The organism is Pseudomonas sp. TWI929, from assembly GCF_039673335.1.
Lineage (GTDB): Bacteria > Pseudomonadota > Gammaproteobacteria > Pseudomonadales > Pseudomonadaceae > Aquipseudomonas.
In genome coordinates this window covers 1-15657 of record NZ_JBDJLK010000046.1, presented here as the reverse complement: position 1 = coordinate 15657, position 15657 = coordinate 1, and the positions used below count along the sequence as shown (strand labels likewise).

At 57.5% G+C, this 15657-nt stretch carries 6 protein-coding genes and 5 tRNA genes; 5 read left to right on the top strand and 6 right to left on the bottom strand.

Features of this window, described 5'->3' with window-relative positions:
* Nucleotides 1-63: 63 nt before the first annotated feature.
* The 4 genes from ABE456_RS18235 (at nt 64) to ABE456_RS18220 (ending at nt 11009) form a co-directional block, all read left to right on the top strand.
* Nucleotides 64-5025 carry an RHS repeat-associated core domain-containing protein gene (locus ABE456_RS18235; protein ID WP_346645146.1) on the top strand — a complete coding sequence of 1654 codons (4962 nt, stop codon included), beginning with the start codon at nt 64-66 and terminating at the stop codon, nt 5023-5025.
* Between the two features lie 135 nt (nt 5026-5160).
* Nucleotides 5161-7125: a hypothetical protein gene (locus ABE456_RS18230; RefSeq protein WP_346645145.1), complete on the top strand. Its 1965-nt coding sequence runs from the start codon at nt 5161-5163 to the stop codon at nt 7123-7125.
* A 156-nt stretch (nt 7126-7281) separates the two neighbouring features.
* Nucleotides 7282-9474, top strand: coding sequence for an autotransporter outer membrane beta-barrel domain-containing protein (locus ABE456_RS18225; protein ID WP_346645144.1), 2193 nt, complete (start codon nt 7282-7284; stop codon nt 9472-9474).
* A 155-nt stretch (nt 9475-9629) separates the two neighbouring features.
* A complete protein-coding gene (locus ABE456_RS18220; protein ID WP_346645143.1) occupies nt 9630-11009 on the top strand; it encodes a hypothetical protein in 1380 nt (459 codons plus the stop codon).
* A gap of 53 nt (nt 11010-11062) precedes the next feature.
* On the opposite strand, the gene ABE456_RS18215 is transcribed toward ABE456_RS18220, so the two are convergent.
* From ABE456_RS18215 to ABE456_RS18190, 6 genes are all read right to left on the bottom strand, one after another.
* Nucleotides 11063-13486, bottom strand: a complete 2424-nt coding sequence (locus ABE456_RS18215) for a hypothetical protein (protein ID WP_346645142.1) — start codon at nt 13484-13486, stop codon at nt 11063-11065.
* Between the two features lie 363 nt (nt 13487-13849).
* Nucleotides 13850-13925, bottom strand: a tRNA-Gly gene (locus ABE456_RS18210).
* 85 nt (nt 13926-14010) lie between these two features.
* A tRNA-Gly gene (locus ABE456_RS18205) sits at nt 14011-14086 on the bottom strand.
* 3 nt (nt 14087-14089) lie between these two features.
* Nucleotides 14090-14165, bottom strand: a tRNA-Glu gene (locus tag ABE456_RS18200).
* 92 nt (nt 14166-14257) lie between these two features.
* Nucleotides 14258-14333: transfer RNA gene (locus ABE456_RS18195), tRNA-Gly, on the bottom strand.
* Nucleotides 14334-14337: 4 nt separating this feature from the next.
* Nucleotides 14338-14413, bottom strand: a tRNA-Glu gene (locus tag ABE456_RS18190).
* 378 nt (nt 14414-14791) lie between these two features.
* On the opposite strand from ABE456_RS18190, the gene ABE456_RS18185 reads away from it, so the two are divergent.
* On the top strand, nt 14792-15559 hold the full coding sequence (locus ABE456_RS18185; RefSeq protein ID WP_346645141.1) for a hypothetical protein: 768 nt from the start codon (nt 14792-14794) through the stop codon (nt 15557-15559).
* Nucleotides 15560-15657: the final 98 nt, after the last annotated feature.

Below are 15657 nucleotides of genomic sequence, written 5' to 3'. Positions count from 1 at the left end.
GGTGCCCAGATACCTCAATAGCCACTTCCCGCTTATGGCGTTTTACAGCCTGGACCGACCTTCATGATTGCTAAACTTGCCGACGATACGTTTATTCAATCCAACGCCATGAATTTCATGAGCTTCCTCGCTCACGGTGTGGATGCGCGGACAGGGCAATACTCCATGAGGTTAGAGCTGCCGCCTGTGCGCGCCAATGACCTGAGGGAGATCGACTTTCCCCTGGTATTTTTATTCAACAGCATGGGCAATCAGAACACCGGCTACGGCACCAACTGGCAATTGCAGCACACCCGCTATACGCCCAGTGACAACATGCTGACACTGGCCAGCGGTGAAACATTCAAGATCACCGATGAAGTCACGCAAACCGGCGAGTTGCTGATGCGTGAGAAGAAACTGGACAATTTTCATCTATACCGCCACGGCGACGGTTATCGCGTCGTGCACCGGTCGGGGCTGGTCGAGGTACTTGAGTTGCAAGGTAGCGGCAGTAACCTCGCCGCAGTCCCGGTGCGTGTAGCATCGCCTCTTGGGCATGTCTTGCGGCTGAACTATGAGCCTGTCGGTGGCGGTTTCGTGCGCTTGAAAACCATATTCCAGGCCGATGGCGAACCGGTGTTCGGCACTCACTTCAGCGATGGCATCTTGTCTCTGAACTATTTCCCTGACGCCGCCGGAGGCCCGGGTGCGTCCTATAAAATGCACGTGACCGGGCCCAATAACTCGGTCTCGCGAATCGAGTTACCCACCCATGACAAAGGAGCATGGGACTTCCGCTACCGCGAGGTACACGGCCTGTGGTGCATGGCGGGTGTCACCACGCCAAATGGCGGCGAGGAGTTGATACTGTATCGCGACGAGGGGCACCGGTTTAACTACAAGGACCAGAACGGGGCCATGGTCACTGGCATTATTCCCCGAGTGACCGACCATGTGGTTAATCCTGGCCTTGGGCAGCCGAAAGTCGACAACCGATATACCTATCCAAACGACCCCGACAACCCGGTCAGGCACAACTTTATGGGTTACGGCCTGAACATTGACTGGGCACGAAAAAATGAAACGGGCCTGGACGCGATGTATCAGCATGTAGGCGACTACAGCTACGGCTCGGTGGAAACGCTGTACGTCGATGACAAGCCGCTGCGCACCATTGAGCGGCGCTTCAACCAGTTTCATTTGCAAACCCTGGAAAAAACCACCCAAGGCAGCAACATTGCGCAAACAGTCACCGCTTACGAGTCGATGCACAATAATGTGGCATTCGACGACCAGCCGCGCACATTCCAGCTCGCCACCAAAACCAGCCGCCTCTGGTGGCGCAAGAACAGTACCCCGCTGAGGCAGCCTGAAGTTGAACGTACGTCCTACGATGGCCAAGGCAACGTTCTGGAACAAACCAAGGCCAATGGCGTAAAAGAAATCAACATGTGGTACCCGGCAGCGGCCAGCGAAGGCCACCCGCAGGACCCTGAAGGCTTCGTGCGCCATCTGCGCCAACGCACGGTTGTCCCGGCCAGCAACGATGCCGAAACGCTGGTGCAACGCTATGCCTACATCACACGCAATGCACTGGTAACTGACGGCTACCCCGACCTGCAACCGTGCCATCTGGTAGACCACCAGACCCTGCTGGCGGTGGACACCAAGGGCAAGGAGACAGAACTGGAGAAGGTCCAGTACGGGTACACGGATGACCTGACTGATCCGTTCCGGCACGGCCGGGTCAACATGCGCACTACGCTGCGCGGTACCCACTTGACCATGAGCACATTCGAGTACGACAAACTCGACACGCTTGCGCAGGTGCAAACCACCGAAAAAACCATGGGCGTCTGGGATGGTCAAGTGGCTACCCAGATACGCCTGGAGTCGGCCCGTACCGGCCTGCTCTGCGAAGAGCACGACCAGGATGGCGTCGTCACACGTTACGACTACGACAAGCTGGGCCGGGTAACGCTTGAATCCGTCGCCTCGGCTGACGGCAAGTTCCCGGCCGAGCGCAGCTATGCCTACTATCTGCGCGGCGCTACAGACGGGGCGAATGTGGAGTTGCCCGGGCAAAAGTTGACAGACGCGCTTGGAACCAACACGCGAACCTACGTGGATGGCCTAGGCCGCCCAGTGCGTGTTGCACGCGACAAGGTCGACAGCGCAGTGCCGACACGCCTGCACGACACCCATGCCCTGAGCTACGACGAACGAGGCAACAAAGCCAGCGAGACCACCCATGACTGGTACCTTGGCGAGCAACAATCGCGGCGTACCCGCTATCAGTATGATGACTGGAACCAGCTCACACGAACCATCACCCCCGAAGGCATCACCCAGCATCAGGAAACCAACCCGATTGGCACCGTTGAGCACACTTCCGGGCCAGTGATCCGCCGTTGGACCACCGGCAGCGACGGCAAGGTTGCGTCCAGGGTGGAGACGTGGATGAACCTGTTCGAGAAACCGATTCGCACCCGGCGCATGGATAGCCAATGGAAGTACTTGCCTGGGCAAGAGCGGCTGCAGGTTTATGACGGCTTGGGGCGTTGCACCACGGATACCAATGAACGCGGGCACAGCACCCATTACACCTACGATGCCCGTGACCGCATGACCAGTACCCGGCTACCGGATGCCACTTTGGTTGAACGGGCCTACGCCAGCCACAGTGCCGAAGCACTGCCCGTTGCGCTGACGGTCACGCCAGAAGGCAAGGCCGCAGATCGCAAGCAGATTGCCAGCCAGCAGTTCGACAGCCTGGAGCGGCTGGTCTCGCGCACGGTGGGCGAACGTACCGAGACTTACGCCTTTACAGGTGGCCGCAGCCAGCCCGACAGCCACACCACACCAGCAGGCGACACGATCACGTTCGAGTACGACCTGGCCTTGAGCCTGGCGCCGAACAAGAGCCTGATCGCCGGTGACGATTTCGAGTTCAACTACCACCCGGTCACAGGCGACCTGTTGACCGCACGCAATACCAAGAAGGACGAAAACGGCGAGCGGACCTATGGTTATGACGCGGCTGGGCAACTGACGTCTGAAACATGGACAGGTCCAGACGGCAAGAAATGGAAAACTTCGCAGGACATTTCGTCGACAGGCCTGCCCCATTCCCGAACCCAGGCAAACGATCTCAAAACCACTTACGTGTATGACACGCACCTGCGCCTGGAGTCTTCGACCCAAGGCCTGGTAACGGTGGGCTACCAGTACGATACCTTGGGCCGCCTCTGGAAGATCACCACCCAGAATATGGCCAGTGGCGGCGCGACCCAGGTCACCGAAATCGAATACGACGAAGAGGGCCGCGAAAACAAGCGGACCGAGACCATCGACGGCCAGCCGACCCGCATCGTCACGCAGGTGTGGGGCAAGGATGAGCTGCTGGATGAGCGTACCACCACACAAGATGGCAAGGTTTTACTGCACGAGACCTTCACCTACGACAGCCGCCAGCGCCTGACCGGCCACCAATGCAACGGCAGCCAACTGCCCAAGGACCCGTTTGGTCAACCCTATATGGAGTTGACCATGACGCTGGATGGCTACGACAACGTCAAGACCACCACCTACAAGCTTGAGGGCACCACGGAACTACAAAGGGCTGTCTACGGCTACCGCAAGGCCGACCCATGCCAGCTGGAAAGCATCACCTACGTACCCGCGAAGCCGAAACTCACCTTCAGTTACGACAAGAATGGCCACCTGGAACGTGACGAGCGAGGGTTGGCTCCGGAACATGACAGCCGCGGACGAATGACGGCAGTCAAGGATGGCAAAGGCGCCGCAATCGCAACCTACCGTTACGACGCCCACAACGAACTGTATGCCAGCCAGGCCGGCAGCGACCCGCAACAGTTGCTGTTCTTCGAGGAAAACCGCCTGTCGGTTGCCATAAAAGGAAACCGGACCACACATTTGCTGTACGCCGCCGAACACGCCGTGGCGCAACAGACAGCCGGTTCCGCCAACGACACGCTGCTGCTACAGACCAGTGCCAGTGGCAGCGTGCTGTGCGAATTGCACAATGGCGAGATGACCACGTTCAGTTACGCAGCCTATGGCGACTCCACGCCATCCGGGCAGAGTGTGCTCGGTTACAACGGCGAGCTCCGGGAAGCGGGCACAGGCTGGTACCTGCTGGGTCGAGGCTATCGCGCCTTCAACCCGGTACTGATGCGCTTCCACAGCCCCGATTCACTGAGCCCGTTCGACGGTGGCGGGCTCAACCCATATGCCTATTGCAACGGCAACCCGATTACCTTCCGCGACCCCACCGGGCATGCCGCCGAAGGCTGGAGCGGCGGTCGCCCGCGGCGCCCCGACGAAGACAACCCACACGCGCTCGCCGGCGGTAACAGCGCCAGTGGCAGTTCGAGTGATGCCTGGCTGAGCATTGGGCTGTCCGCAGCATTCCTGGTGCTTGGCGTGATCAGCTTCGGGGCGGCCTTGCCTGCAGCCATTGCCTCTGGAGTAGCTATTACCGCCGCCACCGTAACCGCCGTCTCGCTCGGTGCGTCAGTGGTGGCCGAGGCTACAGCCCTGATTCTGAGCTCAATTGGGTATGCCCTTGAAGACGCAGGGTTGTTGTTCGCGGGGAAGATTGCGACGTATGCCGGTATTGCGCTGGGCGCGCCGGCCGCGCTCATTCAGGGGTACCAGGCGGTGCGAGGGATTGCCAAGTGGGTCACGGGTTTGGGTAAACAGCGGGTTCCTTCTATGCCGTGGGATCCTTCTATGCCGTGGGATCCTTCTATGCCGTGGGATCCTTCTATGCCGTGGGATCCTTCTATGACGTGGGATTCTGCTAAACATTCGAATTTACTTGGGCGAACCCTGGACAATGTCCATAAGCTTGATGAACCCCTTCAAAGACAAATTTTCCAACGGTCTTCTTTTGAAGCAGATCTGAGTGCACCTTCAAAGCTGCTTAAGCGATCCAATACCGCCAGACATCGACAGGGAGAGTCAAGATATCTACTGGGATTAACTAATGGCAGAGATTTTCGTAGACAAAGTTTCTAGAAAGCGGCAAAGCCTTTGCGACCCAAAAAGCAGTTTTGCTTTATCAAGATACTATTCAGTACCCTTTGGCCTGTCATTCATACAGGCCAAACACAATAATCTATCCTGATTTTCCTCTACAGGAGACATCACCCCATGGCCATATCTTCCACCGTTTCAAGCAAAGCACAAACTCGCCAGGCATTCGAACAAGCCCGCGTTGAAAGGCTTGCCATGATGGACGCCGACGTATTACCCCCGCGTGTAAACTCAGTTATCGACCCGAATGACGGCACATTGATCAAGACAGCAGTGGATAACGATCTTCCCGTTGAAGTTGAGAAGTGGCGGGACGCCTACGAGGGCGACGGTGTACAACTGCAACTCTTGATCGATGGCAATTGGGTAAATGTTGGGGAGCGCGAGACCATAGACGGCACTACGCCTTTCCCGCTGACGCTCTTGCTGCCAAAGTCCTACATGGCCGCTGATGCCACGCTGGAACTGCGCTACGAACTGTTCGTGGACAATCCGCCTTATGAATCGCCTGCCATCACCTTGCGCGTCGATCGCACGCCCCCATGGGGCACATCGACACCCGCCCCGTTGATCATTGCCGACGTAGCCGTTACCGACGACTACCTGGATGCCAACCCCCAAGGCCTCGAAATCGAACTTCCAGCCTACCCGGGGCAGAAAGGTAACGACAAGGTTGCGGTGTTCTACCTCAACCACCTTCCGGATGACCCTGCGGACCTGCCCGACCCGGTCCTGTATGTTGCCGTCCCGGCCGATCGCAAGTTGTTCATCCCCCCCACTGTGATCAAGCAGGTGGGCAACGGTGGTTGCTACGCGGTGTACATCCTTTGGGATATCGCCGGTAACGAAAGCCGGCTCGGCATCTACAAAAACGTTACTGCCGCACTGGGCAAGCTCCCGGCGGGCCTGGGCGACCCGGTGGTCCCGCAGGCCGCAGGCGACAACACGATCGACCTGGAAGATGCAAGGCGTGGGGTGATCGTGCAAATACCCGCCTTCGAAAATGGCGAACACACAGATACGTTCGTTGTGCAATGGGGCGATCAGGTATTCGAACACCCGGTCGTCGGGCCTCTGCCTTATCAACTGCCGGTGCCCAGAGAGGTGCTGAAGGCAGCCTATGGCGCCGCAACGGCCCCGCTAAAAACAACTGTCAGCTACCGGGTAAGGCGCGGAGGCCTTGCCATCCCGACGCCGCCAGACCCGGGCAAATCGACCATGATCGAAGTCGACTTCAGCTACATCGGGCCGGTACGCCCCGACCCCGACCCCAGCTGGCCAGACCCGGTGAATCCCAACCTGGCCCCATGCTCGGTATTCGCACAAGGCTCGAGCACACCCAACGAGTTGCTCAAGGCGCACAACGGCATGGATGCAACACTGCAGTTCGATCTGTACACGCCAGCAGTAGATGGCCAACTGGTCGAGTTTTACTGGGATGGCACACATGTGGTTGAAGCTGACTACACAGTGGATACCAGTGACCCTTCACCCATTGAAGTGACAATACCTTGGAACTATATCAACGAGGCGGGCAATGCCCCCGCCCTTCCCGTACATTATGCAATCAGGGCCAATGACTCCAGTAACGCCCAACACGCCCCTGCCACCGAGGTTAAAGTAGAGGCTGTGATTGTAGTCGCACCCAAACCTGAGTTCTTGGGCCTCAACCCAGCAGGCCGTCTGGTCTGCAGTTCTCTCGAAGATCCAGATAATCCTTCTGCCGACCCCGCCTTCCGCCTGCAAGTGCCAGACCTGAGCAAGTTCGGCCTACAGGCAGGCGCCGAAATAACACTGACCTGGCAACCTTATTGGGGCGAGAGCGGCGACACTCCGCTCCCCAAGGAGAATGTAAAAGAAGAAATCGTAAAAATTGATGCTGACCACCCAGTTACCGGTTTTATCTGGCGTATCGAGCCGTACGACAAACATATCCTACCCATCTACGACGATGTGGGTGGGCGCCCCCGAGGTCGAGGGCGCGTATCCTTTTCGTTCGATTACAAAGGTGACCCAGTCAGTTCGGATCCTTTTGACACGGTAGTAAACATCGCCGGCCCAAGTGGAACGTGTCCGGTTTAAAGCTGATTAATCAGCGGGTGCCTATAGCTGTTGCACCCGATTCCAGCCGACTCAGTCAACTCATTGATCAGAATTTTCCTACATAAAAAAGAGAGCATTCCGACTAAGTTGCCCGCAGTTTCCATCTGCACTCCACTTATGTTCGAGGAAGAGACAATGATTACCGCCCGCCCCCACCCTGGCCGATATTCAGCGATTGCCTTGGCTATTGCATCGGCCAGCGCCTTGTTGTTGTTCAGCGGTGTCGTCGAGGCTGCCATCCCCATTACCAAAGATACCATCATCGATGGCGCTGACCCGCTCGACAGCTATCACGTGTTTGGCGCCAAGCTCACTGTCAACGGCGCTGTCACCAAAGAGATCGACGGCGAGAAAGGCTCCACCCTTGAGGTGAATGGCGCCACCGTGACAGGCGCTGGCGGCGCCAGTGGCATGACGCTGGACGGCACCACCGCCACCCTTCGTGACAGCACGGTAAGCGGGCCCAGAAGCCAAGGCATCAGTGCACGCGGTGGCTCGCAGATCAACGCCGTAAACAGCCATATCAGCGGCGCGCTGCGTGGCGCCACCCTCAACGCCAGCAGCATGACGCTCGAAAACAGCGAACTGCGGGGCACCAACAGCACCGCCCAGGGCGCGGTACTGATGGGCGGTACACTGACAGCACGCAACAGCATCATCAGCGGCGGCCAGGCAGGCATCAGCGTTACCAATGTGCGCGGCCAGGCTTCCGGGCCCAGCAGCGTGGTACTCGACGCCACCCAGGTCATCGGCGAAAGTGGCTCGGCCATCGTGGTCGGCGCAGGGTCCGGCAACCCGGTCAATGCCAGCATCGATATCCTCAATGGCTCCACCTTGAGTGCCGGCAGCGGCCCGCTGGTGTCGATTGCCGCTGACGGCAACGCTACGCTGCGGGTCAACGCCAGCCATCTGGTGGGCGACATTGTTGCCGAACAGGGTGGGCGCGCCGACCTCACGCTGGAAAACGGCAGCACCCTGAAAGGCAACCTGGAAAACATCGAGAAACTGGCCATCAACAGCCAGGCCGAATGGACAATGACCCGCGATGCCCAGCTCAACGACCTGGCCATGAACGGCGGGGCCATCCGCTTCGGCGCAGCAGCAGGCGACTTCCACTCCCTGTCGGTGGCCAACCTGGAAGGCAACGGCACGTTCATCATGGATGTCGATTTCGGCACGGGTGAAGCCGACCACCTGGAAGTCACCGGGCATGCCACTGGCGACCATCAACTGCAGGTCAGCAGCAGCGGCAGCGACCCGCAGTCCGAGAGCAGCCTGCACCTGGTGCACACTGCCAGCGGCGATGCCCGCTTCTCCCTGGCAGGCGGCCCCGTTGACTTGGGCGCCTATTCCTACGGCCTGAAGCAGAGCGAAGACGGCAACGACTGGTACCTCGACACCACCACCCGTACCGTCAGCCCCGGCACGCAAACCCTGCTGGGGTTGTTCAACAGCGCACCAACCGTGTGGTATGGCGAACTCACCACACTGCGCAGCCGCATGGGTGAAATCCGCCGCGATACCGGCAAGACTGGCGCGTGGATGCGCAGCTATGGCAACAAGTTCAATGTGTCATCCAGCGCTGGTACGGGCTACCAGCAAACCCAGCAGGGCCTGTCGTTCGGTGCCGACACGCCCCTGCCGCTGGGCGATGGCAACTGGCTGGCCGGGGTAACCGCGGGTTATAGCAACTCGGACCTGAACCTGCCCCGCGGCGCCTCGGGCAAGGTCGACAGCTACCACATCGGGGCTTATGCGACCTGGCTGCAACCGCAAAGCGGTTACTACCTGGATGCGGTAGCCAAGTTCAACCGCTACCAGAACCAGGCCGATGTGCGCCTGAGCGATGGCAAGCAAGCCAAAGGCGACTACGACAGCAACGGGCTGGGCGCTTCCGTGGAGTTCGGCCGCCACCTGCGCCTGGCCAACGACTACTTCATCGAACCCTACGCGCAGCTTTCGGCCATGGCCGTGCAAGGCCAGAGCGTAACACTGGACAACGGCATGCGCGGCCATGGCGACAGTGCCCGCTCACTGCAGGCCAAGCTGGGTTCGGTGGCAGGCCGCAACTTCGATCTGGGCCAGGGCCGCAGCGTGCAACCGTACCTGAAGGCGGCAGTGGCCCACGAGTTTGCCCAAGACAACGACGTCAAGGTCAACGGCAACACCTTCCACAACGACCTGTCCGGCTCGCGCGCCGAGTTCGGTACCGGTGTATCCGTGGCCTGGGCCGAGCAGTGGCAGATGCACGCCGAGTTCGACTACAGCCACGGCGAGAAGATAGAACAGCCCTGGGGCGTCAGTGCCGGGCTGCGTTACAGCTGGTAATACACAAACATGGGGGAGGCACGATTGCCTCCCCTTTTTTATTGAGGGATTACTCCATGACAGGTTCCAGAAACCCCGCTTCCCCTTGTGAAGCCGACACTGCCAGGCCATCAGATGACAAGGCCCCATCACTCCCTCCCCCAAGAGTGCTGCAGTTGCTTCCCGATATCCCCGACGGCCAGCCCAACCTGCTGCCGATGAGCGCTACGCGCGAAGCGTTGCGGGTGGAGTTCGAGATGTGGAAAAACTCCGAGCCATCACCCGAATTTCCTGAAACACTCACCCTTTACTGGGATGGTACCTGGGTGGATAGCATAACCTGGGACAGCCAGGTCCTGCCCGAGGAGCTGTACATCCTGGCACCTGTCGAGCGCATGGGCGATGGCCAGCACACCCTGAACTACCACGTGGTTCTGGGCGATGGTAACGATGCCACCTCCCACGACCTGATCGTTACCGTGGACAAAGTGCCCCCCACGTTGCCTGGCATGAGCTTCATCACCTTCCCGCCAGAGGTGATCTCGGCCGGCGTAACCGACAGGTACCTCAAGGCCAACGGCGATGAACTCAAAGGCACCACCACTGCCTACGAAGGGGGCAACGCCGGCGACCTGCTGATCTGGTACTGGAATGAGCTGCCGGGCGGCAATAACGAGGTTGGCCGCAAAACCTTGAGCAAAGCAGAAGCCGGCCAGGCGCAGCAGATCAGCATCCCCGGCGCTGCCATACGGCTTGCCAAGGACGGCACGCGCTTTGCCTACTTCAGCATTCAGGCCCGCGCCCTGACGCCCGCGCAGAAGGGCAACGACTACCCGCTGACAACCAAGGCCACACCTGCGCCCCGTATACTCCCCCCACCCACTGTCAAGGAAGCCGACGGCGGCAGCAGCGGCAGCACGCTGAGGCCGATCCAGGCCATCTCCGGCGCGACCCTGCTGGTCACCGAGAGCGAGGAAACCATCGAACCTGGCGAAACCATAAAGGTGTACTGGGGCACACCGGGCTCGCGCGGCGCCTTTTCACCAACACCGACCGCGCCGGGCAAGCGCACCTATCACATACCGGCCCACAGAGTGGCCGAACAATCGGGCTACACCCTGACCCTGTACTACGAAGTGCTGCAACGTGACGGCGAGTGGGCCCCTTCGGACCCGCACACCTTGAAGGTCGAGGCGGTATCCAACATGCCGACACCGTCTTGCGACCAGGTCAACGGCGGGCAACTCAGCATCAAGCGGCTGGCGGATGGCACGGCAAAGGTAAGCGCCCAGGCGTGGCCGTTCGTTACCATCGGGCAAGAGGTGAAGCTGGAGTTGTATGGGCTCCAGCGTGGCTCCGGGGGGAACTTGCGCAGGCCAATCGGTACCACAACGGTTACCAGCAACAGCGGCGAAGTACAGATCGGCACTTTCACCAAAGCCGATCTCGAGTATTTCACCTTGAATCAGCCCTTGGAGATTCTGGCTTACGCCACTTTCGACGATTCACTAACCTGGCAAGCCTTTGCTGCGCTGATACCCCTGCTGGTTGAATGACGACAAAAAAGCGCGTGCCGGGCATACCGGCACCCGCTTTTCGGGCGGGAGGGTCAGCTCATGGGACGAATTTCGCGCACAATGTCGCCGGTTGACGAGACTTTCACCGTGCCAGGTAGGGCGCGGTCTTGCTCGGCTAGCGGAAGCGGGAGGATGAGATAACCAGCAAATTCCATATCAACGACTGGAATTGTAACGAGTGAATGAATCAAGACAAAACGCATGGTTGACGCAGGATCGGCCGTGTACAAGCCGCTAGTAGCGTCTATCTTGCCGGGCCCTTTCAAAATCTTCCACGTCGCAGATTGGTCCTTGTCGTTAACCGTTGCCCTACAGCTCACGGTGTTATTGGCATTCACCTCGTATTTGATCACATTCACGGGGTCAGACTTGCGGTTGACGATGTAGCTGGTTGCCGACTCTTTACCGTTGCTTACAGTCACTTCATCCACTACAAAAATGACGTTAGGGTCAGTGCCGAAGTTTGTCGATGGCGTATAAGTGACCGTGCTACCGGAGGTTTTATCGAGGCTGCCTTCTGTCCCCGTTTTCTTGACACTCCAGGTTAACTTTTCACCTTCTACACCTAAGGAACCTGCCTTCAACGTACGCGCGATACCCGAGGTGCTGTCAATTAACGGGTTAACATTAAGGGCGTTTTTAATAACGGTGACCAAGGCGAATGATTTATGGCCGGTTTTTTTGTGTTTAGCCATGATGCGCACATGCCTGAACAGTCCGTCAAGCTGACCGGCGGCCGGGGCAGTGTATTGCCCGTCAGGCGATATTTCCCCTAACTTTCCGCTACGACTTGGGTCGTCCAGAGACCACTCGATGTCTTCTTGATCGGGGGAAACCTTGAAGGTATGCGTCGCGCCCGCCAACAGGTTCACGCTCAGGGGTAGAATGCGAAATTCTGTCAATACTGGATTAACATCACCGATAACGTCACCGTCCAATACAAGACTACGCTTCTTAATATCGATTACTTCACCAAAATTAAACTTGACCAAATCAGCAAGTTTATCTAAATCTGCGGACACCTCAAGATCGGCTCTCAAGATCCCGCTTAAATGGTTAGAAAGTATGCGGAAAGCTTCATCGCCTTGAAGCCAATCGGTTATGTGCGCTCCCATTTTTTCAGCGACGTACCTGGCGTATCCGTCACTATCGGCAGGGTTCAAATAAGGATCACCGGAATCTGACACTTCAGCCAAACCCGTTGACTCAGCATCATCTTTTAAAAGTAACGGACTCAGCTCAATATCAGGCAACTCCCCTCTTGAGTAATCTGCTGTTACCAGCATCTTTTTATCTTCGATTATTGGATATTCCTCACGCAGAAAATTCCACAACTCCCCCCTCCAACCTTTACTCCAGAAGATAAATCGATCATCTCCGTGAAACGTGTAAAAGTCAAAATTCATTTTAAAATCAAAAGGCATGCCCTTAATCGAGAAACCAGTATCATCCAGCGTTCCCACCACCCTTCCCCCTCCTGGCGACACGATCGGGGCGAAACGCCATTCCTGCTCACACATCAGCCGGCCAATATCGCCTATAAGCACCGTCTCAGTACGAACAGCAATTTCTTTAAGGTTAATATCCCCCCTGATCATTTCTACATTTGTATATCTGCCTTTTGAATCCGGAGTACAGGAGTAAGTTTTTGCAGCATAAGTTCTCTTGAAGCCACCCTCCATCAGAGGGAAATATACATAATAGCGGTTAAGCCAAACCCGGGCAGACCCTTCTTCCGACAACATATAATCCCAGCTGTCATCAGGCAGCGTGCCCGCGGGCGAGGTCTCCAACTGAACAAAAATCAGCAAAGCCCCATCGTTCCCCTTCCCCGGCTTTCTCTGGGTTCGCAGTACCGCAGCTTTCGGTCGAAACCAAGGAATAGCGCCGAGCTCGATTTTTCCGACTGGATAAACGCGTTGTTCTGGCTTGAGCTTCCCGAACAAAATCTTGAAGAAATCGCCTCCCAGCTTCTGCTCTTCCGGCGACTCGGCAAACGTAAGTTCAAAGTCATCACTGGTACTTAAGTCGATGGATAAACCACCCTCAACACCCACAGCAATCGGTGTATCCTGCAACCTCAACTTGAATAGCAATTCAGGCCCTTGCAACGGGTTTATATACTCAATCGCCTGGGCGTACCACTGACCATTTATAAATTTTTGCGAGATTTGCGTGCCGCCTAGCACTTGCATACTCATTTCTGCCCTGGACTTTGAAATATCCAGTGATTTAAAATTGAGCACAGGCTCGCTCAACAAAAAACTTTCAATTTTATACCGCCACTCAGCACCACCACCTTCAATAACCCCACTTACAGGCGGCAGAAAACTGGATGCATTAAACCGTTGAACATACGCTTGAAACAGCAGTTGATTAACCTTCTTTCGATCCAGCCCAGCAATCATCGGCCAATTTAACAGATCGATATTTACTATTTTATTATCATTCAGCATGACTAGCCCCTTCTTGATGTAAACTCTTCTAAAAAGTCAATACGCAAAAAGGTTTTAAACCATGCAACAACATCCGCCTACTGGTAGTTTTATCAGGTGACCTTGGCATAACACACGGCTAAAATTGAGTCATTGAGGTCGCAGATAACCCACCCCGGCGTGATCCGTGGCGCCGCCCCAGCACCAAAATCATGGACCTGGACCCGAGCATGGCATCGACCGGGGGAGGGGCGAACATTGCTTGGCCCTGGGCTGGGAGGGCTTGGCGAGCCGACAGATGCAGACATCAGTCACAAGGCACTGATTGTTGGCAGGATAGAAAAAACGCAAAAAAAAACCACTCCTAAGAGTGGTTTTCTAGATTGGAGCGGGAAACGAGACTCGAACTCGCGACCCCGACCTTGGCAAGGTCGTGCTCTACCAACTGAGCTATTCCCGCATTGTGAAGCTTTACCGCTATCGGCGTGAAGCGCCCTGAAGACCTTCACCACCACTGCACCGCATAGACGCCACAGTATTTAAACTGGAGCGGGAAACGAGACTCGAACTCGCGACCCCGACCTTGGCAAGGTCGTGCTCTACCAACTGAGCTATTCCCGCATTTGGCGTCCCCTAGGGGACTCGAACCCCTGTTACCGCCGTGAAAGGGCGGTGTCCTAGGCCACTAGACGAAGGGGACACACAACACTTTTCAGTGCACCAGCACCTGAACCTCACGATCCAGACTGGATTTTTATTTCCTGCCCCGCCGTTAAGCGTTGCCGGAGAATTTGGAGCGGGAAACGAGACTCGAACTCGCGACCCCGACCTTGGCAAGGTCGTGCTCTACCAACTGAGCTATTCCCGCAATATGGCGTCCCCTAGGGGACTCGAACCCCTGTTACCGCCGTGAAAGGGCGGTGTCCTAGGCCACTAGACGAAGGGGACACGCTGCTGGCATTACTGCCTGCTTTCACTCCCTGCCGCGTTTCGCTGTGTGCTTTACGCTGCAAGTGGCGCGCATTCTATGGATGGTTCGAACAGGCGTCAACCCCTTTGTAGAAATTTATTTAAATCAATGACTTCCGGGTGGGTTGGGGTGCAGATCCGGGCTGAGTGGACGATAAAGAGAGCGGGGTGACCTGTACCGGCCCTTTCGCGGCTAAAGCCGCTCCTACACCGAACGCACCGCCCTCAGGCCTTGTGCAATCCTTGTGGGGGCGGCTTTAGCCGCGAAAGGGCCGGTACAGGCATATAGCCGCTGTTCGCCCCCAGGCAAACTCACTACACTCAAAGCTGTAATTCTTCTTCAATGAGGCATTAACGGTGACACCACTCCTGATCACCCTGCTCATCGTGGCGGGTATCGCGTTGCTGATCGTGATCGGCTACCTCAACAATGTGGTCGAGAACGGCAAGCTTGAGCGCGCCCGGCTGAAGATAGAGCTGGCCGACCGCCTGCGCCGTTGTGGCGAAATCACCGAAACCTTCCCCGGCCAGTTCATGACCCCGGCCCTTAAACTGCTGCTGACCCGCCTGGAACTCAACCTCAACCAGCGCCAGCTGACGCTGGACAAGCACAATGCCGCACTCAAGGCGCGCATCGCCGAACTGGAAGGGCTGATTGCCCTGGGCGAAAAGACCCCGGTCAACAACCCGCCCAACCCGATACAGACCGAGGTCAAGGCCAAGGACGTGCGTTTCCTGCTGGAGGCATTGCACAACCAGGTCACCCGCGCCGCCCAGGAAGGCTTCCTGCCCGCGCCCGAGGCCAAGCACTGGGTCAAGGAAATTCGGCATATCCTGGTGCTGCTGCACATCGAGTTCTTCAACAACCTTGGCCAGCAGGCCCTGCAGAACGGCCAGCCGGGCCAGGCGCGCCTGGCCTTCGAGCGCGGTGTGCAGTATTTGCGCAAGCAGCCGGAGCCGAAGGTATATGAAGAGCAGCTGACCTACCTGGAGAAATTGCTGGCCCGCGCCAACGCTCAGGTGCTGGACCGCATGGCCCCGGCCGAGGACGAGCAAAACGAGCTGACCGAAGGGCTCAAGACCGATGAGGAAGAGACCTGGAAGAAGAAGGTGATATACGACTGATGTTTAAGCCTGTACTGGCCCCTTCGCGGGGGAATACCCGCCCCCACGGCCCCCCCACCGGCGGAGGGGACAACGGGACCGGGGGGGGCGGCGGTATC

Excerpts from the sequence above, each read along its gene's own strand:
- ABE456_RS18215 (WP_346645142.1), bottom strand. The coding sequence starts at position 13,486 with ATGCTGAATGATAATAAAATAGTAAATATCGATCTGTTAAATTGGCCG.
- ABE456_RS18225 (WP_346645144.1), top strand. The coding sequence starts at position 7,282 with ATGATTACCGCCCGCCCCCACCCTGGCCGATATTCAGCGATTGCCTTG.
- ABE456_RS18230 (WP_346645145.1), top strand. The coding sequence starts at position 5,161 with ATGGCCATATCTTCCACCGTTTCAAGCAAAGCACAAACTCGCCAGGCA.
- ABE456_RS18235 (WP_346645146.1), top strand. The coding sequence starts at position 64 with ATGATTGCTAAACTTGCCGACGATACGTTTATTCAATCCAACGCCATG.